The sequence below is a fragment of the Streptomyces sp. NPDC058279 genome, assembly GCF_042881255.1.
In the GTDB taxonomy this organism is placed as follows: Bacteria; Actinomycetota; Actinomycetes; order Streptomycetales; family Streptomycetaceae; genus Streptomyces.
The window spans coordinates 16,436-41,530 of sequence record NZ_JBHVYA010000009.1; the positions used below are offsets into that span (position 1 = coordinate 16,436).

At 71.6% G+C, this 25,095-nt stretch carries 18 protein-coding genes; 7 read left to right on the forward strand and 11 right to left on the reverse strand.

What is annotated here, in order from left to right; genetic code table 11:
- Window positions 1-45: 45 nt before the first annotated feature.
- Window positions 46-2,076 (forward strand): phosphocholine-specific phospholipase C, encoded by a 2,031-nt coding sequence (locus tag ACFVXJ_RS18630; protein WP_389662900.1) that lies wholly within the window; start codon window positions 46-48, stop codon window positions 2,074-2,076.
- A 612-nt stretch (window positions 2,077-2,688) separates the two neighbouring features.
- Window positions 2,689-3,390, forward strand: coding sequence for a nitroreductase family protein (locus ACFVXJ_RS18635; protein ID WP_389662902.1), 702 nt, complete (start codon window positions 2,689-2,691; stop codon window positions 3,388-3,390).
- Window positions 3,391-3,434: 44 nt separating this feature from the next.
- Here the strand turns inward: ACFVXJ_RS18635 and ACFVXJ_RS18640 are convergent, their stop codons facing one another.
- Complete coding sequence (locus ACFVXJ_RS18640) at window positions 3,435-3,869, reverse strand: MarR family winged helix-turn-helix transcriptional regulator (RefSeq protein ID WP_389662904.1); 435 nt, start codon at window positions 3,867-3,869, stop codon at window positions 3,435-3,437.
- 86 nt (window positions 3,870-3,955) lie between these two features.
- Between ACFVXJ_RS18640 and ACFVXJ_RS18645 the strand changes: the two genes are divergently transcribed.
- On the forward strand, window positions 3,956-4,879 hold the full coding sequence (locus ACFVXJ_RS18645) for a zinc-binding alcohol dehydrogenase family protein (RefSeq protein WP_389662906.1): 924 nt from the start codon (window positions 3,956-3,958) through the stop codon (window positions 4,877-4,879).
- 119 nt (window positions 4,880-4,998) lie between these two features.
- On the opposite strand, the gene pruA is transcribed toward ACFVXJ_RS18645, so the two are convergent.
- The gene (gene pruA, locus ACFVXJ_RS18650) at window positions 4,999-6,630 is read right to left on the reverse strand and encodes an L-glutamate gamma-semialdehyde dehydrogenase (RefSeq protein ID WP_389662908.1); all 1,632 of its coding nucleotides are present in this window, start codon (window positions 6,628-6,630) and stop codon (window positions 4,999-5,001) included.
- 32 nt (window positions 6,631-6,662) lie between these two features.
- Complete coding sequence (locus ACFVXJ_RS18655) at window positions 6,663-7,589, reverse strand: proline dehydrogenase family protein (RefSeq protein WP_389662910.1); 927 nt, start codon at window positions 7,587-7,589, stop codon at window positions 6,663-6,665.
- 199 nt (window positions 7,590-7,788) lie between these two features.
- On the opposite strand from ACFVXJ_RS18655, the gene ACFVXJ_RS18660 reads away from it, so the two are divergent.
- A complete protein-coding gene (locus ACFVXJ_RS18660) occupies window positions 7,789-9,015 on the forward strand; it encodes a PucR family transcriptional regulator (RefSeq protein WP_389663237.1) in 1,227 nt (408 codons plus the stop codon).
- Between the two features lie 12 nt (window positions 9,016-9,027).
- Here the strand turns inward: ACFVXJ_RS18660 and ACFVXJ_RS18665 are convergent, their stop codons facing one another.
- Both ACFVXJ_RS18665 and ACFVXJ_RS18670 read right to left on the reverse strand, forming a co-directional pair.
- Window positions 9,028-10,158 carry a GDSL-type esterase/lipase family protein gene (locus ACFVXJ_RS18665; protein WP_389663238.1) on the reverse strand — a complete coding sequence of 377 codons (1,131 nt, stop codon included), beginning with the start codon at window positions 10,156-10,158 and terminating at the stop codon, window positions 9,028-9,030.
- 122 nt (window positions 10,159-10,280) lie between these two features.
- Complete coding sequence (locus tag ACFVXJ_RS18670; RefSeq protein ID WP_389662912.1) at window positions 10,281-10,880, reverse strand: TetR/AcrR family transcriptional regulator; 600 nt, start codon at window positions 10,878-10,880, stop codon at window positions 10,281-10,283.
- Window positions 10,881-10,982: 102 nt separating this feature from the next.
- Here ACFVXJ_RS18670 and ACFVXJ_RS18675 point away from each other — a divergent pair, with 102 nt between their 5' ends.
- The gene (locus ACFVXJ_RS18675; protein ID WP_389662914.1) at window positions 10,983-12,524 is read left to right on the forward strand and encodes an MFS transporter; all 1,542 of its coding nucleotides are present in this window, start codon (window positions 10,983-10,985) and stop codon (window positions 12,522-12,524) included.
- Between the two features lie 81 nt (window positions 12,525-12,605).
- On the opposite strand, the gene serA is transcribed toward ACFVXJ_RS18675, so the two are convergent.
- The 6 genes from serA to ACFVXJ_RS18705 form a co-directional block, all read right to left on the reverse strand.
- Complete coding sequence (serA, locus tag ACFVXJ_RS18680) at window positions 12,606-14,195, reverse strand: phosphoglycerate dehydrogenase (protein WP_389662916.1); 1,590 nt, start codon at window positions 14,193-14,195, stop codon at window positions 12,606-12,608.
- 300 nt (window positions 14,196-14,495) lie between these two features.
- Window positions 14,496-15,497 carry a ketol-acid reductoisomerase gene (gene ilvC, locus ACFVXJ_RS18685; protein WP_136214557.1) on the reverse strand — a complete coding sequence of 334 codons (1,002 nt, stop codon included), beginning with the start codon at window positions 15,495-15,497 and terminating at the stop codon, window positions 14,496-14,498.
- 180 nt (window positions 15,498-15,677) lie between these two features.
- Window positions 15,678-16,202 carry an acetolactate synthase small subunit gene (gene ilvN / locus ACFVXJ_RS18690; RefSeq protein ID WP_030027475.1) on the reverse strand — a complete coding sequence of 175 codons (525 nt, stop codon included), beginning with the start codon at window positions 16,200-16,202 and terminating at the stop codon, window positions 15,678-15,680.
- Window positions 16,203-16,234: 32 nt separating this feature from the next.
- Entirely contained in the window at window positions 16,235-18,121 is a 1,887-nt protein-coding gene (locus tag ACFVXJ_RS18695) for an acetolactate synthase large subunit (protein WP_389662919.1), read from the reverse strand.
- A gap of 227 nt (window positions 18,122-18,348) precedes the next feature.
- Window positions 18,349-21,243: a putative bifunctional diguanylate cyclase/phosphodiesterase gene (locus ACFVXJ_RS18700; protein WP_389662920.1), complete on the reverse strand. Its 2,895-nt coding sequence runs from the start codon at window positions 21,241-21,243 to the stop codon at window positions 18,349-18,351.
- Window positions 21,244-21,517: 274 nt separating this feature from the next.
- Window positions 21,518-22,465 (reverse strand): 2-hydroxyacid dehydrogenase, encoded by a 948-nt coding sequence (locus ACFVXJ_RS18705; RefSeq protein WP_389662922.1) that lies wholly within the window; start codon window positions 22,463-22,465, stop codon window positions 21,518-21,520.
- Window positions 22,466-22,538: 73 nt separating this feature from the next.
- Here ACFVXJ_RS18705 and ACFVXJ_RS18710 point away from each other — a divergent pair, with 73 nt between their 5' ends.
- Both ACFVXJ_RS18710 and ACFVXJ_RS18715 read left to right on the forward strand, forming a co-directional pair.
- Entirely contained in the window at window positions 22,539-23,546 is a 1,008-nt protein-coding gene (locus tag ACFVXJ_RS18710) for an aldo/keto reductase (protein ID WP_389662923.1), read from the forward strand.
- Window positions 23,547-23,801: 255 nt separating this feature from the next.
- Window positions 23,802-25,007, forward strand: a complete 1,206-nt coding sequence (locus ACFVXJ_RS18715) for a PQQ-dependent sugar dehydrogenase (RefSeq protein WP_389663239.1) — start codon at window positions 23,802-23,804, stop codon at window positions 25,005-25,007.
- Window positions 25,008-25,095 lie beyond the last annotated feature (88 nt).

Here is a 25,095-nt window from a genome sequence, read left to right on the forward strand (position 1 = left end):
CGGTCAATGTGCCGACGAGGCACTTGAGTTGGAGGGGAGTAGCCAGTGACACCGATCAGCCGCAGAGGTTTCGTGGGTATCGGCGCCGGGCTGGTGGCGGGGGCCGCCCTGCCCGCGGTCACACCGACGACGGCCGCCGCGGCCGCCGCGACCGGCACCATCGCCGATGTGAAACACGTGGTCGTCCTCATGCAGGAGAACCGCAGCTTCGACCACTACTTCGGCCGGCTGAAGGGTGTCCGCGGCTTCGGCGACCGCGCGGCGGGCAACATCCCGGGCGGCTGGGGCACGTTCAACCAGTACAACTGGGGCGGGCGCCAGTACCCGTGGAAGCTGAGCGCCACCCCGGCCGCCGGCGGCGTGGACGGCGAGACCCTCGCCCAGTGCGACGGCGACCTCCCGCACAGTTGGTCCTCGCAGCACGCCGCCTGGAACAAGGGCCGGATGGACAACTGGGTCACCGGCGTCGGCAACACCCGCACCCTCGGCTACCTCGACCGGGGCGACATCCCGTTCCACTACGGGCTCGCCGACAACTACACGATCTGCGACGCCTACTTCTGCTCCACCCTCAGCGCGACCGGCCCCAACCGCACGTTCCTGTGGAGCGGCAAGGTCGACGCGGGCAGCAAGGACGGCGGCGACGAGTCCGGGCTGACCTGGGAGACGTACGCCGAGGCCCTCCAGCGGGCCGGGATGAGCTGGAAGGTGTACCAGAACGCCCAGGACAACTACGGCGACAACGGCCTGGCCTACTTCAAGAAGTTCACGGACGCCGCCCCCGGCAACCCGCTGTGGGACCGGGGCATGGGTTCGGTGCCCAAGGTCACCGGCTCCACCCCGGACGACATCGCCGCCGCCATCCGCGCCGACGTGATCGCCGGCACCCTCCCCCAGGTGTCCTGGGTCGTGGCGAGCGAGGCGTTCTCGGAACACCCCTACGCGCCTCCCGGCGACGGCGCGCACTTCGTCGACCTGGTCTACCGGGCGCTCGCCGCGAACCCGGAAGTCTTCGACTCCACGGTCCTCTTCCTCAACTACGACGAGAACGACGGCTTCTTCGACCACGTCGCGCCGCCGGTCGCGCCGCCCGGCACCCCCGGGGAGTACATCGACGACACCCCGATCGGCCTCGGCTTCCGGGTGCCGATGATCGTGATGTCCCCGTGGACCCGGGGCGGCTGGGTCAGCTCCGAGGTCTTCGACCACACCTCCGTCCTGCGCTTCATGGAGACGTGGACCTCGGCCCTGGGCACCCCGGCGACCTGTCCCAACATCAGCGCGTGGCGCCGCAGGGTGACGGGTGACCTGACCGGCGTCTTCGACTTCGCCCGCCCCGTCTACGGCGTCCCCGCCGGGCTCCCCTCGACGGCGAAGGTCATCGGGCAGTCGACCTGCGGCCCGCTGCCCAACCCGGCTCCGCAGGACAACGCCCTCCCGGCGCAGGAGGCCGGAACCCGCCCCGCGCGGGCCCTTCCGTACCAGGTGAACGGCAACCTCGACCGCTTCGAGTTCGGGGCGGCGGGCAAGATCCTGGCCTGGTTCTCGATGACGAACCAGGGCGCGCAGGCCAAGCGGGCGGCGCACTTCTCGATCCACCCGCACCAGTACCGGGACACGGCCGCCTGGCAGTACACGGTCGACGCCGGCTCAACCGCGACGGACTACTTCAACATCGGGCTGGGCAGCGGCTCCGGCAAGTACGACATCTCCATGTACGGCCCCAACCGCTTCCTGCGGCGTTTCATCGGTGACGCGTCGAAGGCGGGGAAGTCGGTCGAGGTCGCGGCCCGCTACGCCGTGGAGCCGGGCACGGGCAAGACGGCGCTCTACTTCAAGATGACCAACACCTCGGCCGCGCCGGTCACCTTCACGATCCGCTCGAACGCCTACCGCACCGACGGCCCGTGGACGTACACCGTCCCGGCGAACTCCTCCCGCGAGGACTACTTCAACGCCGTCGCGTACAACAACGGCTGGTACGACTTCACGATCCTGGCGGACTGCGACGGCACCTGGTCGCGCCGCTACACGGGCCACATCGAAACGGGCACGCCGAGCATCTCGGGCTCGTAGTGCGGGTGGCGTGACCGGAAAGGCCCACCGCCCCGGCGCCCTCCTCCTCGGGGAGCCGCTCGGGTCCGGCAGGCCCCAGGACGCCGATCGGACCGGGGAGTGGGCGCCGGCCCCGACCCGCGTAGAGGGCCGCCCCGGCCGGCGACGCCGAGAGCGTCCCGAGGACGTAGGGCCGGCCCCGGTGGGTCACCCGGCGACGGTACCAAGGCGCCGGGGGACGCCGGGAAAGGCCGGAAACGCGCGGAGGCCGCGGTACCGGTCGGGGCCGCCGCGCGATCGGTGATCGCCCGACGGGCGCCGTCGGGGGCCGGCCGGGCGGGGGGCGTGGTCCACCGCGGACCCCCCGGTCCCGCGCAGGTCGTCCACGAGGACGCGCCCCGGGCGCGGCCGGTGGTCCAGTCGCGCACGGCGAGCCGGGCGGGCGCGGCCGTCCGGGCCACGGGCCGCGCCGGTGCCCCCACCGGGCACCCGCCGCAACACCCGTCCCACCGGGGGCATCCGCGGGAATCGGCCGACGTGCGCCCGACACAAACCCGCCCTGTCCGTACACATCGGACAGCGGGTGGCACCAGGACCCTGGCGGCGACCGGCCCTCGGCGTGAAGATCTGCGCATGTCGCCTGAGACCCAGCACTGGACCCCCACCCACGGCCAGCCCTACCGGCCCGTCGCCTACCGCCCGGCGCGCATGCCGAGCGGTGAATCCCTGGCGCGCGCCGCCGAGTTGCGGGCGAGGATGGACGAGCGGCGGACCGTGCGCCACTTCTCCACCGACCCGGTACCCGAGCAGGTCGTGCGGGACGCCATCGCCTGCGCGGCCACCGCCCCCTCCGGCGCGCACCAGCAGCCGTGGACCTTCGTCCTGGTCAGGGACCCTGACATCCGGCAACAGATTCGTGCCGCGGCGGAGCAGGAGGAGCAGATCTCCTACGACGGCCGCCTCGGCGACGAGTGGCTCGCCGCGCTGCGCCCGATCGGCACGGACGCCGTCAAGACCCACCTGACCGACGCGCCCGCCCTGATCGTGGTCTTCCAACAGCGCTACTGGCTCGGCCCGGACGGCACGAAGCGCAAGCACTACTACGTCGACGAGTCGGTCGGCATCGCGGTCGGCATGCTGCTGTCCGCGCTCCACCTCAGCGGTCTGGCCGCGCTCGTCCACACACCGAGCCCGATGCGCTTCCTGAGCCACGTCCTGAACCGCCCCGAGAACGAGAAGGCGTTCGCCGTCGTCCCGGTGGGCTACCCCTCGGACGACTGCGAGGTCCCCGACCTCCTCCGCAAGTCCCTGGACCAGGTCCTGGTCGAGGTCTGACCGCCCGCCTCGACCGGCGGCGCCCCGAGCCCGGTCCGCGGTTCCTACGGGGCGGCCTCGTGGATGCGGGTCAGCAGGGCCAGCAGGGTGCGGCGTTCCGCCGGTTCCAGGGGGGCGAGGAACTCCGCGTTGGCCGCCTGTGCGAGGGCTCCGCAGCGGGCCAGGGTGTCGGCGCCCGCGGGGGTGAGGCGGACGGCGTTCTTGCGGCGGTCGACGGGGTCCGGGGTGCGCAGGACGAGGTCGGAGTCCTGGAGGTGGTTGAGCAGACCGACCAGGTCCTTGGGGTCGATGGCCAGTCGGCGGCCCAAGTCGGCCTGGGCCAGCGGGCCGTACTCGTCCGTCGCCGCCAGGACCGCGTAGTGGGCGAGCTTGAGCCCCTCGGCGGCGAGCGCCTCGGCGACCAGGGCACGCCCGCGCGCCGCCACGCGGCCGGCGAGCCAGCTCGGCAGGGCCTGGATGTGGGCGAGCGCTGAGGTCATGGTCCCAGCCTATCCGAAAACCGTTGGACATCCCCACGACTTTCGTTATCGTTGGGGAACCCAATGAATCGGATCGAGGAGGTCCCGTGCGGCGCGTTCGGTATGAGGTCAACGGCGGCCCTGAGGTGTTGTTCTGCGAGGAGTCGGTCCTCCCCCGCCCCGCCGCCGGCGAGCTGCTGGTCCGCGTGGAGGCGATCGGCGTCACCCTGCCCACCGTCCGGAAGGTCCGCGAGGGCAGCGAGCCGATGCCGCTGGGCGGCGAGGTCGCCGGCGCCGTGCAGGCCCTGGGCCCCGACGTCGCCGGGTTCGCCGTCGGCGACCGGGTGACCGGGCTCTGCTTCACCGACGCCTACGCGGAGTTCGCCGTGGTACCCGCCGCCCTCGCCTCCCGCGTCCCCGACGACGCGAGCGCGGTCGAGGCGGTCGCCCTGGTGCGCAGCGGCGTGGTGGCGGGCGGGGCGTACGAGGCGGCGAGCCCCGAACCCGGCGGGTCGGTCCTGGTGACGGCGGCGGCCGGCGCCGTCGGGGGCCTCGCGCTCCAGTACGCCAAGGCCCGGGGCGCCGGGCGCGTCGTCGCCGCCGTCGGCGATCCCGCGAAGGCGGACTTCGTGCGCGCCCTCGGCGCCGACGACGTCGTCCTGTACGGGGACACCGCCTGGGGAGACCCGTACGACATCGTGCTCGACGGTGTCGGCGGCGAGTTGCTCTCCCCCGCCGTACGCGCCCTCGCGCCCGGTGGCCGGCTGGTCGCCTACGGCTCCGGCGGCGGCACGGTGGAGGCGTACGAGCTGCTGGTCCGCGGCGCGTCGGTGATCGGCTTCCAGATGCGGATGCTCGCCTTCGGCAAGCCCGCGCTCTACGCCCGTCGGCTGCGCGAGGTGTGGGAGATGCGGGACGCCGGCGCCCTGCGCGCGTCCGTGCACGAGGAGATCCCGCTGGCCGAGGCGGCCCGGGCGCACGCGCTGATCGAGGACCGGCGCAACCTCGGCAAGGTCGTCCTGGTGCCGTGACGTCCCGAGGCCGTGCGTGGGATGGAGACCGCCCCCGCTCCGGGCTTGGGGGTACCGGAACGGGGGCGGGGTTCAGCGGGGGCGGGCACCCCGTGAAGGGGGCCGCCCCGTGGAGCGGGTCAGCCCATGTGGGGGTACGTGTAGTCCGTCGGCGGGACCAGCGTCTCCTTGATGGAGCGGGTCGAGGTCCAGCGCATCAGGTTCGACGCCGCGCCCGCCTTGTCGTTCGTACCCGAGGCACGGCCGCCGCCGAAGGGCTGCTGGCCGACGACGGCGCCGGTCGACTTGTCGTTGATGTAGAAGTTGCCCGCCGCGAAGCGGAGCTTGGCCATCGCGTCGGCCACCGCGTAGCGGTCCTGGGCGATGACGGAGCCGGTCAGGGCGTATGCCGACACCGACTCCATCTGCTCCAGCATCGCGTCGAACCGCTCGTCCTCGTAGACGTGGACGGCCAGGATCGGGCCGAAGTACTCGGTCGTGAAGACCTCGTTCTCCGGGTCCGTGCACGCGATGACGGTCGGGCGGACGAAGTAGCCCTCCGAGTCGTCGTAGGTGCCGCCCGCGACGATCGTGCAGGTCGGGTCGGCCTTGGCGCGGTCGATCGCGGCCTTGTTCTTGGCGAACGAACGCTCGTCGATGACGGCGCCGATGAAGTTGGTCAGGTCGCGGACGTCACCCATGGTGATGCCGTCGACCTCGGCCGCGAACGCCTCCTTGAAGCCGTCGTTCCAGATCGACGCCGGGATGTAGGCGCGGGAGGACGCCGAGCACTTCTGGCCCTGGAACTCGAAGGAGCCGCGGGTCAGGGCGGTCTTGAGGATGTCGCGGTCCGCGGACGGGTGCGCGACGACGAAGTCCTTGCCGCCGGTCTCGCCGACCAGACGCGGGTAGGACCGGTACTTCTCGATGTTGTTGCCGACCGTCTTCCACAGGTACTGGAAGGTCTTGGTCGAGCCGGTGAAGTGGATGCCGGCCAGCTCGGGGTGGTTCAGGGCCACCTCGGAGACGGCGATGCCGTCGCCCGTCACCAGGTTGATGACGCCCTTGGGCAGACCGGCCGCCTCCAGGAGCTCCATCAGCAGGACCGCGGAGTGCGTCTGCGTCGGGGACGGCTTCCACACCACCACGTTGCCCATCAGGGCCGGGGCGGTCGGCAGGTTGCCGGCGATGGCCGTGAAGTTGAAGGGGGTGATCGCGTAGACGAAGCCTTCGAGCGGCCGGTGGTCGCTGCGGTTCCACACGCCGGCGCTGTTCGCGCCCGGCTGCTCCGCGATGATCTGGCGGGCGAAGTGGACGTTGAAGCGCCAGAAGTCGACGAGCTCGCAGGGGGTGTCGATCTCGGCCTGCTGGGCGGTCTTCGACTGGCCGAGCATGGTGGAGGCGGCCAGCTTCTCCCGCCAGGGGCCGGCCAGCAGGTCGGCGGCGCGCAGGATGATCGCGGCGCGGTCGTCGAAGGACATGGCGCGCCAGGCCGGGGCGGCGGCCAGGGCGGCGTCGACGGCCTCGCGGGCATCGTCCTCGGTGGCGTTGGCGTAGGTACCGAGCACCGACTTGTGGTCGTGCGGCTGCACCACGTCGAAGCGCTCGCCGCCGCCCATCCGCTTGACGCCGTTGATGGTCATCGGAAGGTCGATCGGGTTCTCGGACAGCTGCTTGAGCTGGATTTCGAGACGTGCGCGCTCCGGGCTGCCGGGGGCGTACGAGTGGACCGGCTCGTTGACCGGCGCGGGGACCTGGGTCACAGCATCCATGGGGCTGGTAACTCCTTGAGCTAGTTCTGGACCTAGTTCTTGGTGATCATCGAGCGGAGGAAGAAGAGGAGGTTGGCCGGCTTCTCCGCCAGGCGGCGCATGAAGTAGCCGTACCAGTCCGTCCCGTAGGCGGTGTAGACGCGCATCCGGTGACCCTCGGCGGCCAGCCGCAGGTGCTCTTCGCCGCGGATGCCGTACAGCATCTGGAACTCGTACTCGTCCAGTTTGCGCCCGGCCGCCCGCGCGAGCTCCTGTGCGATGGCGATCAGCCGCGGGTCGTGGGAACCGATCATCGGGTATCCCTCGCCCTCCATCAGGATCTTCATGATCCGGACGTACGCCTTGTCGATCTCGGCCTTGTCCTGGTAGGCGACCTCGGCGGGCTCCTTGTAGGCGCCCTTCACGATCCGCACGCGGCTGCCGGCGGCGGCCAGCCGGCGGGCGTCGGCCTCGGTGCGGAAGAGGTACGCCTGGATGACGCAGCCGGTCTGCGGGAAGTCCCGGCGCAGTTCCTCGTGGATGGCGAACATCGAGTCGAGGGTGGTGTGGTCCTCGGCGTCCAGGGTGACGGTGGTGCCGATCGCGGCGGCGGCCTCGACGACGGGGCGGACGTTGGCGAGGGCCAGCTCGTGGCCGCCCTCCAGCGCCTGGCCGAACATGGACAGCTTGACCGACATCTCGGCCTTGTCGCCCAGACCCAGGGCGGCGAGGCGCTCGATCAGCTCCAGGTAGGCGTCCCGCGCGGCGTGGGACTGCTCCACGGTGGTGATGTCCTCGCCGACGACGTCGAGGGTGACTTCGAGGCCCTTGCGCGTGAGGTCCCGGACGATCGGGATGACCTGGTCGACCGTCTCACCGGGGATGAACCGGTTCACCACGGGCTTGGTCACGGGAGCGGCAGAGACGATTCGGCGCATCTTGTCGCTGCGCGACGCGGCGAGGATCGCGGGACCCAGCACGGGGCACCTCCAACGGGTGGCAGAAGCGGACATACGATCCGTCGCCGGATGGGCGGAGGACGTAGGAAAAACGCAAGTAAAACCACCGTGAAACCTAAGGATCTCCACGATCCTCTGCCATCGACAGCTGTCACGCATCCGTGGCGGCTATCTCATACATATGTCTGACGACGGGGCGCGCGGGTGGGAGAATGTGCGGGTGAAGGGCGATTACCAGGACTTGGTGGACGAGATCTCGGCGTTGGTCGGCGCCCCGGCGACGCTGGAGAACCGGGACTTCCGCCTCATCGCCTTCGGCGCGCACGACAGCGATGACGACCTCGCCATGGACCCGGTACGGACCCGGTCGATCCTCACCCGGCAGTCGACGGCGGCGGTCCGCGCCTGGTTCGAGGCGTTCGGCATCGCCCGCGCCACCGGACCGGTACGCATCCCCGCGGCCCCGGACGCCGGGGTCCTGCGGGGCCGGATCTGTCTCCCCGTTCGTTACCGGGGCATCGTGCAGGGCTACGTGTGGCTGCTGGACCCGGAACCCGGGTCCGGCGCGGGACCCGGCCCGGCGGCGCTGGCCTCCGCCATGGAGGTCGCCGAACGGATCGGGGTCCTCCTCGCGCAGGAGGCCAGGGCGGGGGCGGATCTCTCGCGGGAGTTCCGCGCCGCGCTCACCGCCGGTCGGGGTTGGGAGCGGGACATGGCGGAGTCCGCGCTGCGCACCGCCCTGGGCCCGGACGGCGACGGCCTGCACGCCGTGGTCTGCCTGACCCCCTGGGCCGGGGAGGCGCCGGGCTCGGTGCCGGGCGCGGCGGCGGTGTGCGTGGCACCCTGCCCGGGGTCGCCCGGCGCCGGGCCCGAGCGCGGGCTGGCCCTGCTGGTCAGGCTCCGTTCGGCGGATGTCCTCACCCCGGCCGAGACGGTGGCGGCCCGGCTCCTGCCCCGGGACGCCGCCCCGGGTACGGCCCGGCCGCCGGCCCCGCCCGTCGCAACCGGGTCCGCGGTCCCCGCGCCTGCCGGGCGGGTGACGGCCGGGATCGCCGAGCCGCGGCGCGGGCCGGCGGGGCTCGCCGACGCCTGGCAGCAGGCGTGGGCGGCGGCCCGCGCGGCGACCGCCCGACCCGCGCTCGGCACGGTGGCGCGGTGGTCGGCGATCGGCCCGTACCGGATGCTGGCCGCGCTGGCGACGGCCCCCGTCGACGATCCGGCGACCCGGACCCTGCTCGGCCCGGCCCACCGGGAGTTGGCCCGCACCGCCGAGGTGTTCCTGGACTGCGCGGGCCAGGCGGGCCGGGCGGCGGCCGCCCTCGGCATCCACCGGCAGACCTTGTACTACCGGTTGGGCAGGGTGGAGCAGTTGACGGGTCTCGACCTGGACGAGGGCGAGGACCGGCTGCTGCTCCACATGGCCCTCAAGACGGCCCGCCTGGTCTGACGGCCCGCCCGCTCAGGCGCCCTTCGCCGCGAACGGCCCGCCCGCACCGAAGGCCCGCTCCGCGAACCTCTCCCCGATCCGGCGGTGACCGGCGGCGTTGGGGTGCAGCCCGTCCGGCAGCGGCGATCCGGCCAGGTCGGGCTCCCCGTAGAGCTCGCGGCCGTCCAGGTAGTACAGGTGCGGGTCCTCGGTCGCGCGCGACGCGGTGATCCTTGCCAGCTCCTCCCTGATGACGGCCAACGTCAGCTTCCCGGCCGCCCGTTCCGCCGGGTCGCCCGTCGCGCGGAACCGCAGCGTCCCGCCGTCGAACTCCGGCGCGAGGGGCCCGGGCGTGTCCTCCTGGATCGGGCACAGGATCGGGGAGACGACCAGCAACGGCGCGCTCGGATGCCCCTCGCGCAGGGTGTCGAGGAAGCCGTGGACCGCCGGGCCGAAGGCGCGCAGCCGCATCAGGTCGGTGTTGACCAGGTTGATGCCGATCTTGACGCTGATCAGGTCGGCGGGGACGTCCCGCATGGCGCGGGCGGTGAAGGGGTCGAGCAGCGCGTTGCCGCCGAACCCGAGGTTGATCAGCTCCACGCCACCCGCGCGCGCCGCCACCGCCGGCCAGGTGCCCGTGGGGCCGGAATCCCGCGAACCGTGGCTGATCGAACTGCCGTGGTGCAGCCACACCCGGCGGTCGCGGTCGGCCGCCGCCGTGACGGGGGCGTCGGTGCGCAGCGCCACCAGCTCGGTCACCTCGGCCTGCGGCAGCCAGATCTCGATGTCCTTCTCGCCCTCGGCCAGCCCGGCGAACCGGACGGTGGCGACCGGGCCGGGCTCGGTCACGGCGGCCCCGGTCGTCATGTCGATGGTGCGCACGTTGCCGCCGGCGGCAACCGTCCGGGCCGTCACGAGTCCGTCGACGACCAGCTCGTAGAGGCCGTCCGGCGTTGTGGGGGCGCCCCGGTAGACCACCTTCGTGGGCAGGACGTCCAGTTCCACGGCGGTGGCGCGGGTGCGGAACACGAGCCGGACGCCCGCGGGCTGGGACTCGACCATCGCGAGGTAGGGATCGGGGCACTGTCGTCGGGCCCGGGCGGGCAGCCGGTGGGGGAGCAAGCCGTGGGCCGTGCGTTCCAGTTCGAGCGCGCCGCGCAGCATGTGGGGTCCGACAGGGGTGGTGGTCCAGCCCGTCACGTTGGCCTCCTTATGGGGTGACCAGCGACGATAGGCATACGGCAGGACCGGGGCCGCACGATTTTCCCCGGGCGCCAAGACCATCCCTACGCGTCGCTCTTCGGTTGTCCTCCCGACGCCCGGAAGACGCCCTCGGCCGCCATGCGCATGCCCTCGGTGAACTCCTCGGCGGTGGCCGCGGATTCGGGGTCGAAGAGCCACTGGATCATCAGGCCGTTCAGGAGCGCCTGGTAGAAGGAGCCCAGCGTGCGTACGTCCCGGTCCGTCAGCTCCTCCTCGGGCCGGCCGGTCATCAGCGCGATCAGGCCCTTGCGGCCCTCCCCCTGCGAGGCGGCGAGGAGTTGACGAAGCTGGGGCAGCCGTTCGCCGCCCAGTGCGACCTCCATGCTCGCCGCCCACAGCGGGCCGGTCTGCTCGTGCCCGGCCACGACGCCCTGCCACACCGAGCGGAACCGTTCCAGCGAGCCGTCCTCACCGACCCGGTCGGCCGTCCAGGTGTCGCCCCACTCCTGGATGAGCTCGATGTACGCCTGGGTCAGCAGCGCGTCCTTGGAGCCGTAGTGGTAGCCGATGGAGGCCAGGTTGGTGCCCGAGGCGTTGACGATGTCGCGCGCCGTGGTCCGCACGAAGCCCTTCTCCATCAGGCACTTCTTGGCACCCACGAGCAGATCTTCACGATGTCCCATGGCCACAGCATAACAAGACAATTGTCCTATACCCCCGTCTCTGACAGACGTTCCACACAAGCGTACTAGACAAGCGTTTATGACGTCTGTACATTCCTCCTCATGACGAACCCCGCTGCTCCAGCCCGCCTCGCCGGCCGCCGTGAATGGATCGCCTTCACCGTCCTCGTGCTGCCGCTGCTCCTGGTCTCGATGGACGTCTCCGTCCTGTACTTCGCCATCCCCGCCATCACCCGGCAGCTGGACCCGAGCGCGACGCAGCAGCTGTGGATCTTCGACAGCTACGCCTTCGCCCTCTCGGGACTGCTCATCACGATGGGGTCGCTGGGCGACCGGATCGGCCGCCGCAAGCTGCTGCTGATGGGCGCGACGGCCTTCGGCCTCGCCTCCGTCGGAGCCGCCTACGCCACCGGCCCCGAGATGCTCATCGCCGCCCGCGTCCTGCTAGGCATCGGCGGCGCGACCCTGATGCCGTCCACGCTGGCGCTCGTCCGCAACCTCTTCCAGGACGCCAAGCAACGCGGCCGGGCCATCGCGATCTGGTCCGGCGCCATGACCGGCGGCATCGCTCTGGGGTCCGTCATGAGCGGTCTGATGCTGAACCACTTCTGGTGGGGTTCCGTCTTCCTGATCAACGTCCCCGCGATGCTGCTCCTGCTGCTCCTGGTCCCCGTGCTGGTCCCGGAGTTCAAGGACCCGGCCCCCGGCCGCTTCGACCTGCCGAGCGTCCCGCTGTCGACGGCCGCCGTCCTGCCGCTGGTCTACGGCCTCAAGGAGATCGCCGCCGAGGGCTTCGAGCCGCTCTACCTCGGCTGCGTGGCCGTCGGCCTGGTCTTCGGCTACGTCTTCCTGCGCCGCCAACGCACCCGGGAGGACGCGATGATCAGCCGGGCGCTCTTCCAGGGCCGCGGCTTCGGGGCCGGCATCGGCCTCAACACCGTCGCCGCCTTCGCCATGATGGGTTCGGCCTACTTCACCACCCAGTACCTCCAGTCCGTCCTGGGCATGGGCACCCTCGAAGCGGCCCTGTGGAGCCTCGCCCCCTCGCTGGCCATCGGCGCCGCCGCCCCCGTCGGCGCGGCCATCGCCCAGAAGATCGACCGGGCCTACGTCATCGCCGGCGGGTTCGTCCTCGCCGCCGCGGGGTTCGCCCTGATGGGGCTGGTCGACACCGACTCCCTGTGGCTGCTGCTGGTCGCGGCCGGCGTCCTCGCCTCCGGCATCGTGACGGTGATGTCCCTCGTCTCCGACATGGCGCTCGGCTCGGCCCCCGCCGAGAAGGCCGGTTCGGCGGCCTCCTTGCTGGAGACGGGCCAGGAGTTCGGCGGGGCCCTCGGGATGGCGCTCCTCGGCAGCCTCGGCACCGCCGTCTACCGAGGCGACCTGGCCGGCGCCGACCCCGCCGTACGGGAGACCCTGGGCGGCGCGGTCGCGGTGGCCCAGCGGCTCGGCGGCGAGGCGGGCGGCCAGGTCCTGACACTGGCCCGGGACGCCTTCGTGCACGGGATGCGGTACGCGGCCTGGGGCGGGACGGCACTGCTGCTCGCGGCGGCGGTACTCGCGGTCGTCTCGCTGCGCGGCATCACGGCTGCCGCCCCGCTCGCGGCGGAGCCGGCCGAGGCTCCCGAAGCCCTCGTGCACTGAGCCTCGTACGACCGGAAAAGCGGAAGGGCCCGGGGAGTTCCCCGGGCCCTTCCGCCGTGCGTGTCCGAGCCTTCGCGACGATCAGGTCAGGCTGACCGTGCGCGCCGACACGGCGCCGATCTCGGAGGCGATGTCCGCGAGGACGTTGACCGGGACCTCGGCGTCGACCGTGAGGACGCCGAGCGCCTCGCCGCCCTCCTCCGCGCGGGCGACCTGCATGCCGGCGATGTTCAGGCCGGCCTCGCCGAGGATGCGGCCGACGGTGCCGACGACACCGGGGCGGTCGGAGTAGCGCAGGACGACCATCTGGTCGGCGAGCGCGAGGTCCACGTCGTACTCGCCGATGCCGACGATCTTCTGGAGGTGCTTCGGGCCCGCGAGCGTGCCGGAGACCGAGACTTCCTGACCGTCCGACAGGGTGCCGCGCACGGTCACCACGTTGCGGTGGTCGGGCGACTCGGAGCTGGTGGTCAGGCGGACCTCGACACCGCGCTCCTGCGCGAACAGCGGGGCGTTGACGTAGGAGACCGTCTCGTCGACGACGTCCTCGAACACACCCTTGAGGGCGGAGAGTTCCAGCACCTTGACGTCGTGCTGGGTGATCTCGCCGCAGACCTCGACATCGAGGCGGACCGCGACCTCGCCCGCGAGGGCGGTGAAGATGCGGCCGAGCTTCTCGGCGAGCGGCAGCCCGGGGCGCACGTCCTCGGCGATGACGCCACCCTGGACGTTGACCGCGTCGGGCACGAGCTCACCGGCGAGGGCGAGGCGCACCGACTTGGCGACGGCGATGCCGGCCTTCTCCTGGGCCTCGTCCGTGGACGCGCCGAGGTGCGGGGTGCAGACGACCTGGTCGAGCTCGAACAGCGGGGAATCCGTGCAGGGTTCCTTCGCGTACACGTCGAGGCCGGCGCCGGCGACGCGACCTTCCTTGATCGCCGAGTACAGCGCGGCCTCGTCGACGATCCCGCCGCGGGCGGCGTTGACGATGCGGACCGACGGCTTCACCTTGTGCAGGGCCTCGTCCCCGATGAGACCGAGGGTCTCGGGGGTCTTGGGCAGGTGCACGGTGATGAAGTCGGCGGCCTCCAGCAGCTCGTCCAGCGTCAGCATCTTCACGCCCATCTGGGCGGCGCGCGCGGGCTGCACGTAGGGGTCGTACGCGACGACCTTCATGCCGAAGGCCGACATGCGCTGGGCCACCAGGACGCCGATGCGGCCGAGGCCGACGACACCGAGGGTCTTCTCGCTCAGCTCGACGCCGGTGTACTTGTTCCGCTTCCATTCACCGTTCTTGAGCGCGGTGTTGGCCTGCGGGATGTTGCGGGCGGTGGCGACGAGCAGGCCGCAGGCCAGCTCGGCGGCGGTGACGATGTTGGAGGTCGGGGCGTTCACGACCATCACGCCGGCCTTGGTGGCGGCGGAGACATCGACGTTGTCCAGGCCGACACCGGCGCGGGCGACGACCTTGAGCTTCTTCGCGACGGCGATCGCCTCGGCGTCGACCTTGGTCGCGGAGCGCACCAGGATCGCGTCGACGTCGACGATCGCGGGGAGCAGCTCCGCGCGGTCGGCTCCGTTGACGTGCCGGATCTCGAAGTCCGGGCCGAGCGCGTCCACGGTGGCGGGCGACAGCTCTTCGGCGATGAGTACGACAGGTTTCGAGCTCACGTGGGTCCTCACAAGTCCAGTGCGGAACAAGTCCGGTGCGGACGGCCGTCCCGACGGCCGCAGGCGGTGGAGGGGTTAGCCGCGTGGAAGACGCACGACACTGTGGGCCTGACGCGTTGTGTTGAGCAGTGTAGTAGCGGTTCCGGGCCGGGACTCCGCCTGTACGGAGAGATCACCCGTCCGTGATTGGCCGGGGTGGACAATCGGCGGTTTCGCAGGGGGCCGATCCGGCCGAATCCGATCCGGCCGGTGGTGCGCGGCGGGGCCGGGACACGGTCCCGGCCCCGCCGCCTCACGAGATCAGCTCTCGTCGTTGTCGACCCAGCTCATCAGCTTGCGCAGCTTCTTGCCGGTGGTCTCCAGCAGGTGCGCCTCGTCGGCCTTCTTGTACTCGTTGTACTTCGGCAGACCGGCCTTGTACTCGGCCATCCAGGTGTTGGCGAACTCGCCGCTCTGGATCTCCGCGAGGACCTTCTTCATCTCGGCCTTGGTGGCGTCGGTGATGATGCGGGGGCCGGTGATGTAGTCGCCCCACTCGGCGGTCTCGGAGACCGACCAGCGCATCTTCTCCAGGCCGCCCTCGTACATGAGGTCCACGATGAGCTTGAGCTCGTGCAGGCACTCGAAGTACGCGATCTCCGGCTGGTAGCCGGCCTCGGTCAGGGTCTCGAAACCGGCCTTGACCAGCGCGGACGCGCCACCGCAGAGGACGGCCTGCTCACCGAACAGGTCGGTCTCGGTCTCCTCGGTGAAGGTCGTCTTGATGACGCCGGCGCGGGTGCCGCCGATACCGGCCGCGTACGAGAGCGCGAGCGCGAAGGCGTTGCCGGTGTAGTCCTGCTCGACGGCGGCGATGCAGGGCACGCCGCGGCCTTCCTCGTACTGGCGGCGGACCAGGTGGCCCGGGCCCTTCGGGGCGACGAGCGCGACGTCCACGTTGGCCGGGGGCTTGATGAAGCCGTAGCGGACGTTGAACCCGTGGCCGAAGAAGAGCGCGTCGCCGTCCTTGAGGTGGTCCTTGACGGACTCCTCGTAGATCTCGGCCTGGAGCGGGTCCGGGGTCAGGATCATGATGACGTCGGCCCACTCGGCCGCCTCGGCCACCGGGAGGACCTTGAGGCCCTGCTCCTCGGCCTTGGCCTTGGACTTGGAGCCTTCCTTCAGACCGACCACGACAGGGACGCCGGAGTCGCGCAGCGACAGCGCGTGGGCGTGGCCCTGGCTGCCGTAGCCGATGACCGCGACCTTGCGGCCCGCGATGATGGACAGGTCGGCGTCGTTCTCGTAGAACAGCTCGGCCACTGGGATATCTCCTTGGTGCGCTGGTGTTGCTCCCACCGTACGGCGGGGAACGGAATGTGAGTTTGTCGGTCTCGCCATGCGGGCGGCTCGCGTGTCGTCCCCGGGTCACCGGCGAGTCGTGGCGGGAGCCGCCGCGCGGGGCGGTCGGTCAGGCGCTGCGGTCGAGCGCGCTGAGGTCGGTCAGGCGCTGCGGTCGAGCGCGCGCAGGCTGCGGTCGGTGATGGACCGGCCGCCACGCCCTATGGCGATCGTGCCGGACTGCACGAGTTCCTTGATGCCGAAGGGTTCCAGCATCTTCAGCATGGCACCGAGCTTGTCGCTGCCGCCGGTGGCCTCGATGGTGACGGCCTCCGGGGAGACGTCGACCGTCTTGGCACGGAACAGCTGGACGATCTCGACGATCTGGGAGCGGGTCTCGTTGTCGGCGCGGACCTTCACCAGAACGAGTTCGCGCTCGATGGCGTTGTGCGGCTCCAGCTCGACGATCTTGAGCACGTTGACCAGCTTGTTGAGCTGCTTGGTCACCTGCTCCAGCGGGAGGTCCTCGACGTTCACGACGATGGTGATGCGCGAGATGTCGGGGTGCTCGGTGACGCCGACCGCGAGGGAGTCGATGTTGAACCCGCGGCGGGAGAACAGCGCGGCGATCCGGGCGAGGATGCCGGGCGTGTTCTCGACCAGGACGGAGAGCGTGTGCTTGGACATGTGAGGCGTTCTCTCTCTCAGGCTCTCTCGGCTCAGTCGTCTTCGTTGTCGCCGAAGTCGGGACGGACGCCCCGGGCTGCCATGACCTCGTCGTTGGAGGTGCCGGCGGCGACCATCGGCCACACCATGGCGTCCTCGTGGACGATGAAGTCGACGACCACCGTACGGTCGTTGATCGCGTTGGCCTCGGCGATGACGCGGTCCAGGTCGGCCGGGTCCTCGCAGCGCAGGGCGACGCAGCCCATGGCCTCGGACAGCTTGACGAAGTCCGGGACGCGGGTGCCCTTGCGGGGGGCGATGGACTCGCCGAGCTGGGAGCCGACGGTGTCGTGGCCGGTCTCGTCCGCGTGCAGGACGGTGTTGGAGTACCGCTGGTTGTAGAACAGGGTCTGCCACTGGCGGACCATGCCCAGCGCGCCGTTGTTGATGATCGCGACCTTGATCGGGATGTTGTTCAGCGCGCAGGTGACCAGTTCCTGGTTGGTCATCTGGAAGCAGCCGTCGCCGTCGATCGCCCAGACCGTGCGCTCGGGCATGCCGACCTTGGCGCCCATCGCGGCCGGGACCGCGTAGCCCATGGTTCCGGCGCCGCCGGAGTTCAGCCAGGTCCGGGGCTCTTCGTAGTTGACGAAGTGCGAGGCCCACATCTGGTGCTGGCCGACGCCGGCCGCGTAGACGGTGTGTTCGGGGGCGAGTTCGCCGATGCGCTGGATGACCTGCTGCGGCGAGAGCATGCCGTCCGCCGGCAGGTCGTAGCCCAGCGGGTACGTCTCGCGCCAGCGGTTGAGGTCCTTCCACCAGGCGCTGTAGTCGCCGGCGTTGCCTTCGGTGTGCTCGGCCTGGACGGCCTGGATCAGGTCGGCGATGACCTCGCGGGCGTCGCCGACGATCGGGACGTCCACCTCGCGGTTCTTGCCGATCTCCGCCGGGTCGATGTCCGCGTGGATGACCTTCGCGAAGGGGGCGAAGCTGTCCAGCTTGCCGGTGACGCGGTCGTCGAAGCGGGTGCCGAGGGCGATCAGCAGGTCCGACTTCTGCAGCGCGGTGACGCCGGTGACCGAGCCGTGCATGCCGGGCATGCCGACGTGCAGGGGGTGGCTGTCCGGGAACGAACCGAGCGCCATCAGCGTGGTGGCGACCGGGACGCCGGTCAGCTCGGCGAGAACCTTCAGTTCGGCGGTCGCGCCGGACTTCATGACGCCGCCGCCGACGTACAGGACCGGACGCTTGGCCTGACAGATGAGCTTGGCGGCCTCGCGGATCTGCTTGGCGTGCGGCTTGGTGACCGGCCGGTAACCGGGGAGGTCGTGGGTGGGCGGCCAGGAGAAGGTGGTCTTCGCCTGGAGCGCGTCCTTGGCGATGTCGACCAGGACCGGGCCGGGGCGGCCGGTGGAGGCGATGTGGAACGCCTCGGAGATCGTCCGCGGGATGTCCTCGGCCTTGGTGACCAGGAAGTTGTGCTTGGTGATCGGCATGGTGATGCCGACGATGTCCGCCTCCTGGAAGGCGTCGGTGCCGATCGCCTTGGAGGAGACCTGGCCGGTGATCGCGACCAGCGGGACCGAGTCCATGTGGGCGTCGGCGATCGGGGTGACCAGGTTGGTGGCGCCGGGGCCGGAGGTGGCCATGCAGACGCCGACCTTGCCGGTCGCCTGGGCGTAGCCGGTGGCGGCGTGGCCGGCCCCCTGCTCGTGGCGGACCAGGATGTGACGGACCTTCTTGCTGTCCATCATCGGGTCGTAAGCGGGGAGGATGGCGCCGCCCGGGATGCCGAAGACGGTGTCGCACCCCACCTCTTCGAGAGAGCGGATGAGGGACTGCGCACCCGTGACGTGCTCAACTGCGGCGGACTGCTGTCCGCCCGTACGGGGCCGCGGCTGCGGATGGTGGGCCCCGGTGGCCTGGTCGGTCATCGGCATTCTCTTCTCGAAGCTGAGGGTTTTACGAGGAGCGGGGATCCCCCGGACCGTGTCCGGGGCGTGTGCCAGTGCAACAAAAAACCCCTCGTGCCGGGAGGCAAGCGAGGGGAGCGCGTCGGGCGTTGTGGAGCGGGGACGTACTGACCCCAGCTTCAGCCGACGCGCTTTCCAAGTACGAGAATTCGGGTGCGCATGGCATTGACCCTCCCTCCGTCGGGAGGTCGATGTCAAGTAGGTGGGACGGGCGTCTCATTATGTGAGCCCCTACGGGTGACCATCGAGCCACTGGGCGAGCCACCGGCCAAGGCGGGCTGGGCCAATGCCCCCGGTACTGGGAACGTACCGCGCACGAGCGCGCGCCGCAGCCTGTATTCGTCGAGCGGCCCGGAGAAGGCCATTCCCTGGCCGTGGGTGCACCCCATCGAGCGCAGCGCCATGACCTGCTCGGGCAGATCCACGCCGTCTGCCACGGACTGCATGCCGAGGTCGTTTGCGATGCGCAAGAGCCCTGCGGTGATCTTGTGGAGGCGGGCGGACTCGACGACTCCCTCGACCAGGCCCCGGTCCAGCTTGAGCATGTCGACCGGGAGCCGGCGCAGGGCGCTGATGGCCGCGTAGCCGCTGCCGAAGCCGTCGAGCGCGATCAGGACGCCGAGCCTGCGCAAGGCCGCCAGGCGCCGCTCCAGCTCGTCGAAGGGGACTCTGGGGTCGTTGTCCGCGAGTTCGATCACCAGCGCCCCGGAAGGCAGCCCGTGCCGGGTCAGCAGGGCCTCCACCGAAGCCGGCGGCGCGGCTCCCCCGGCCGCGGCCCGCGGCACTCCCAGCTCCAGGAGCCGCTCGGCGGTCATCCGGACGGCCACCGGCACGTCGTGCCCGACCCGGTGCCGCTCCGCGGCCTGCTCCACCGCCTCCTCCAGCAGCCGGCGACCCAGCTCGGCGGCGCGCGGTGGGGCGGCCGGCCCGCCCTCCCCGGATTCGGCGGCGCGCAGGAACTCGGCCGGGGTGAACAGGATGCCCTGGGCGGAACGCCAGCGGGCCTGCGCGGCCACCGCGGTGACCTCCCCGGTGGCCAGCGACACCACGGGCTGGTGCAGCAGCGCGAACTCGCCCTCGTGGAGCGCGGTGCGCAGCCGGCCCGCCAGTTCCGCCTTGCGTACGACCTCGGCCTGCATCTGCGGCGCGTACAGCTCGACGCGGTCCTTGCCGCCGGCTTTGGCCCGGTACATGGCCAGGTCCGCGTTGCGCATCAGGTCCGAAGGGGTGATGCCGGGGTCCGCGAAGGCCACCCCGATGCTGGCGGCGACGCGGACCTCGTTCCCAGAGATCCGGTAGGGCTGGGAGAGGGTGGTCCGCAGCCGGTCGGCGATCTCGCGCACCTGGTACTCACGGGCGCTGCGGTCGCGGTTGCCGTCGCCCAGGATCAATGCGGCGAACTCGTCCCCGCCGAGGCGGGCCGCCGTGTCCCCGGCCCGGACGGAGTCCTGGAGCCGGCGCGCGGCCTCGACGAGCAGCTCGTCACCGGCCTGGTGCCCGATGGTGTCGTTGACCGCCTTGAAGCCGTCGAGGTCGATGAAGAGCACGGCGGTGCTGTGGTCGCCGGCCCGGCGGCCGGTGAGCGCCTGGCGGACGCGGCGGGTGAACAGGGCCCGATTGGGCAGGTCGGTCAGGGCGTCGTGCTCGGCGCTGTGCTGGAGCTGGGCCTGGAGGCGGACCCGCTCGGTGACGTCCCGACTGTTGAGGATCAGGCCGCCCTGGTGGCGGTTGACGGTGGACTCGACGTTCAGCCACTCGCCGCCGCCCGACTTGAACCGGCACTCGATGCGGGTGGTCGGTTCCTCGGTGGGGGGCGCGGCGAGGAAGCGGCGTACCTCGTGCACCACACGGCCCAGGTCATCGGGGTGGATCAAGGTGGCCAGTTCGCTGCCGACGAGCTCCTCCGCCTCGCGGCCGTAGACCCCGGCGGCGGCGGGGCTGACGTAGCGCAGGGTCCCCGTCGGGGCGGCGATCATGATCACGTCGCTCGACCCCTGGACCAGGGAGCGGAAGTGGTTCTCCTTCTGGGCCAGTTCCTGGGTGAGCGCGATGTTGTCGAGCAACATGATGCCCTGGCGGATGACGAGGGCGAGGACGACGGTGCACCCGGTGAAGACGACCACGCGGTCGACCTTCCGGCCGTCCACGACGTTGTACAGGATGCCCAGCGTGCACACGGCGGCCGCGAGGTACGGGGTGAGAGCGGTCAGCGATCCGGTGATGGGCCGACTGACCGGGCGGTCCTCCCGGGGGTGCCGGGGGACGGCGGGGCCCGGGATGCCGCGCCGGGCGCCCCAGGGGGCGTAGGCCAGGAGCAGCGAGCCGGCGAACCAGCCGGCGTCCAACAACTGACCGGACTTGTATTCGGCGCTGAGCAGCGGCGAGGTGAACAGGGCGTCGCTGAGCACGGTCAGGGCCAGCGCCGCGATGGCGGTGTTGACGGCGGACCGATTGGTCTCGGAGCGCCGGAAGTGCAGGACCAGGACTATCGAGACGAGCGCGATGTCCAGGATCGGGTAGGCGAGGGTGAGCGCGGCGCTCAGCACGCTGCTGGGGGTCCCGGACTGGGCGCTCCGCGCCGCGTTCGCGAGGGCCAGGCTCCAGGACAGGGTCAGCAGGGAGCCGCCGATGAGCCAGGAGTCCAGCCCGAGGCAGACCCATCCGGCGCGGGTGACGGGGCGTTTGGCGAGCACGAGCAGGCCCACGATCGCGGGCGGCGCGAAGCACAGGAAGGCGAAGTCGGCGAGCGAGTGCTTGGGCACCTCGGCGCCGAGGACGACCTCGTACCAGCCCCAGATGGCGTTCCCGCAGGCTCCCATGAGGGAGGAGAAGGCGAACAGCAGCCAGGCGGGACGCTCGCGCGGATCGATGGTGCGCGCGTAGCCGTAGCAGGAGACGGCGGCGAGCAACGCGGCCCCGCTGAGGCCGAAGTCGCCCATGAAGTCGGCGGTGAACTTGGTTCCCCAGCCGAGGGCCGAACCGACGGCGTACCCGGCGCACACGGCGGCGAGGAGCAGTTGCATCGCCAGGCTCCTGCCCCCGCCGCGACCCGGCGGCCGGGTCAGGAGCGCCGTCCCGGGGGCGCTCACCGGTCCCCCTCGCCGGCTGGTTCGGGGGCACCCCATCGTCGCTTCCGGCGGCTGTGCCGCACCGGATCCTTCGTCCATTGGCCGTGCATCGCCCGTCGCCCCCCAAATGGTCCGATCACTCCCCAGCGCCAGACGTTCGTGGCGCAGCCCCTTCTTCCGGACGATACACCACTTTCGTCACTCAGGGACATAGCATCTCTACGCACAGTAACTGGCGAGGAGACGAACGACACCGCCCGCACTCATCCGAATGCGCATGGTGACCATCCTGCCCTCACTCCGTGATCAACACCGTGTTCTCCACGGGTTCACCGGCGGCGAACCGGGTGAGCTGGCGGGCGACGAGGCGCTTCGCCCGTGGCTCGAACGCGCTGCTGCTACCGCCCACATGAGGGGTGATCAGAAGGTTCGGCGCGTGCCACAGCGGATGTCCGGCGGGCAGCGGTTCCGGGTCGGTGACGTCGAGCGCCGCCCGCAGCCGCCCCGACCGCAGCTCCGCCAGCAGCGCCCCGGTGTCGACGACGGGCCCGCGGGCGACGTTCACCAGCAGGGCGCCGTCCTTCATGCGGCCGAGGAAGCCGGCCCCCGCCAGGCCCCGGCTCTCCTCCGTCAGCGGCGTGGCGAGGACCACCACGTCCGCGTCCGCCAGCAGCCGCGGCAGCTCCGCCAGGGCGTGGACCGGACCGCGCGCCACGGAGCGCGCCGACCGGGCGACGCGCGTGATCCGCCGGCATTCGAACGGCTCCAGCCGGTCCTCGACGGCCGCGCCGATCGATCCGTAGCCGACGATCAGGACGGACTTGTCGGCGAGCGCCTCGTAGAAGCCGGAGCGCCACTCCTCGCGGTCCTGGCCGCGGACCATGCCGGGGATGCCGCGCAGGGAGGCGAGGATCAGGGTGAGGGCCAGTTCGGCGGTGCTCGCCTCGTGGACGCCGCGCGCGTTGCACAGCCGTACGCCCGCCGGCAGGGCGTCGAGGCCGGGCAGGACGTGGTCGATGCCGGCCGTCAGGGTCTGGACGACCCGGATCGCCGGCATGGCGGCCAGCGGGCGCAGGGTCACCGCCGAGGACTTCATGTACGGGGTCACGTAGAAGACGCATGCCTTCGGGTCCGCCGGGAACCGCTCCTCGCCGTCCCAGAGGCGGTAGCGGAAGCGGTCGGGGAGGCCGTCGACCTCGTCGGCGGGGAAGGGGAGCCACACGTCCCCGGTCGTTGCAGTCATGATCACGAGGCTATGCGAAGGCGAGACGATCAAGCCGTTAGTTTGAGGGCCGGACCGGGAGGGGGACTCAGGGGTGGAGCGCAGGTCGATCGGGGCGGGATCGCTGACGGTGGGCGCCATCGGACTCGGCTGCATGCCGATGAGCTGGGGGTACGCGCCCTCGCACCGCCGGGGCGAAGAGTCGCTGCGCACCCTGCACACGGCGCTGGACCTGGGCGCGAACCTGCTGGACACGGCCGATGTGTACGGGCCGTACACCAATGAGCTCGTGCTCGGGCGCGTGCTGCGGGAGCGGCGCTCCGACGCCTTCGTCTCCGCCAAGGTGGGGTTGCGGGCGGGCGAGCAACACGTGGTGGCCGACGGGCGACCCGGGTACGTGCGGCGGGCCTGCGACGCGTCTCTGCGGCGGCTGCGGACCGAGGTCATAGACCTCTACCAACTGCACCGGGTGGATCCGGACGTCCCGGTGGAGGAGACGTGGGGAGCCATGGCGGAGCTGGTGGGCGCGGGGAAGGTGCGGGCGCTCGGCTTCTGCGCGCTGGGGGCGGCCGCCGGTCCGGGGGCGGGGCGGAGCACGGACCGCGGGTACCGGTCGACGGTGCGGCACCTGGAGCGGGCGCAGCAGGTGTTCCCGGTGAGCGCGGTGCAGGCGGAGCTGTCGGTGTGGTCCCCGGAGGCGGCCTGGCAGCTGTTGCCGTGGTGCGCGGCGCGGGGGGTGGGGTTGCTGGCGGCCATGCCGCTGGGCAGCGGGTTCCTGACGGGGACGCTGCGGCCGGGGGCGGGCTTCGAGCCGGAGGACGTGCGGGCCCGGCACCCCAGGTTCACGGCGGAGGCGATGGCCTCGAACCAGGTACTGGTGGCGGGGCTGCGGCGGGTGGCCCTGCGGCACGGGCCGGAGGTGACCGCGGCGCAGGTGGCGCTGGCGTGGGTGCTGGCGCAGGGGCCGCACGTGGTGCCGGTGCCGGGCGCGGACCGTGCGCACTGGGCGGCGGAGAACGCGCGGGCGGCGGAGGTCCGGCTGACGGCCGCCGACCTGGCGGAGATAGCGGGGCTGCCGGCGGCGGTGGGGGCCTGGGACTGACCGCGCCCGCTCCGGGGTCTGCTCGGGTCACTGGCTGCTCTCGGGTCTGCTGCCCGGACCGCTCGCACATCCACTCGATCGGGTGTACGAGCGGTGGAACTTCGGGTAGGGCCGTGGCGGTTGAGTCAGGTGGATGGGCACAGTCGGAGGACCGAGGGGAGCAGGGCGATGCGATACGGACAGGGACCGGCGGGCGCGAGGCGGGGCCGGGCGCAGGGGCAGGCGCAGAGGCAGCGGCAGGAACGGGAAGCACAGATGTCGTACGAGGGCCCGCGCGCCCGGCCCCGAGGAGCGCTGGCGGCTCTCGCCCTGGCGGGATGTGGGGCCTTGCTGGCGGCGGGATGCGCACCGCCGGGCGGCGCGTCCCCGCGGCCGGGCACCTCACCACCGGACGCGGCGGCCTCCGTGAGGGCCACGGCCGCCTCGGGCGGGCCGTCCGGCTCGCCGGACACTTCGGCGCCTCCCGCCAAGGGATCGGTGACCGTCACGGGCGAGGTCGCCAAGGGCCTGGAGTCACCGTGGGGCGTGGCGCCGTTGCCGGAGGGCGACCTGCTGGTGGCCTCGCGGGACAAGGGCACCATCAGCAGGGTGGATGTGGGCACGGGCACGGTGACGCAGATCGGCAAGGTGTCGGGAGTGGCCCCCGGCGGCGAGGGCGGACTGCTCGGCTTGGCCCTGTCCCCCGCCTTCGCCTCGGACCATCTGGTGTACGCCTACTTCACCACCGAGTCGGACAACCGCATCGCCCGGATGCGCTACGACGCCGATCGGCCCTCGGGGCAGCAGTTGGGGGCTCCCGACACCATCCTGCGGGGCATCCCCAAGGGGGTGATACACAACGGCGGCCGGATCGCCTTCGGCCCGGACAAGATGCTCTACGCCGGGACGGGGGAGACGGGCGAGACGGGGCTGGCGCAGGACAAGAAGTCGCTCGGCGGCAAGATCCTCCGGATGACCCCGGACGGGCAGCCGGTGCACGGCAATCCGGATCCCGATTCCGTCGTCTACTCCTACGGCCATCGCAACGTGCAGGGTCTGGCCTGGGACAAGGACAAACGGCTGTGGGCGTCCGAGTTCGGCCAGCACACCTGGGACGAGCTCAATCTCATCGAGCCGGGCGGGAACTACGGCTGGCCCGAGGCCGAGGGGAAGGCGGGCAAGCCCGGCCTGCGGGACCCGGTGGCGGTGTGGAAGACGGACGAGGACTCGCCGAGCGGGATCGCGTGGGCGCAGGGCTCGATCTGGATGGCGGGTCTGAAGGGCGAGCGGCTGTGGCGCATCCCCCTGTCGGGGGCGACCCCGGTGGCACAGCCCGAAGCGTTCCTCCAGGGCACCTACGGCCGGCTGCGGACGGTGGTGGCCCTCGGCGGGGACAGGTTGCTGCTGGTCACGAGCGAGACGGACGGCCGCGGGTCGCCGAGCGCCGGTGACGACAGGATTCTGACCCTGACAGTGCGGTGACCGGCAGACCCCGGCGGGAGACAGGAGGCGGTAGGCGTTAGGCGTTAGGCACGGTGGTCGCGCGCGGTGGGCGCGGCTCCGCCGAGGC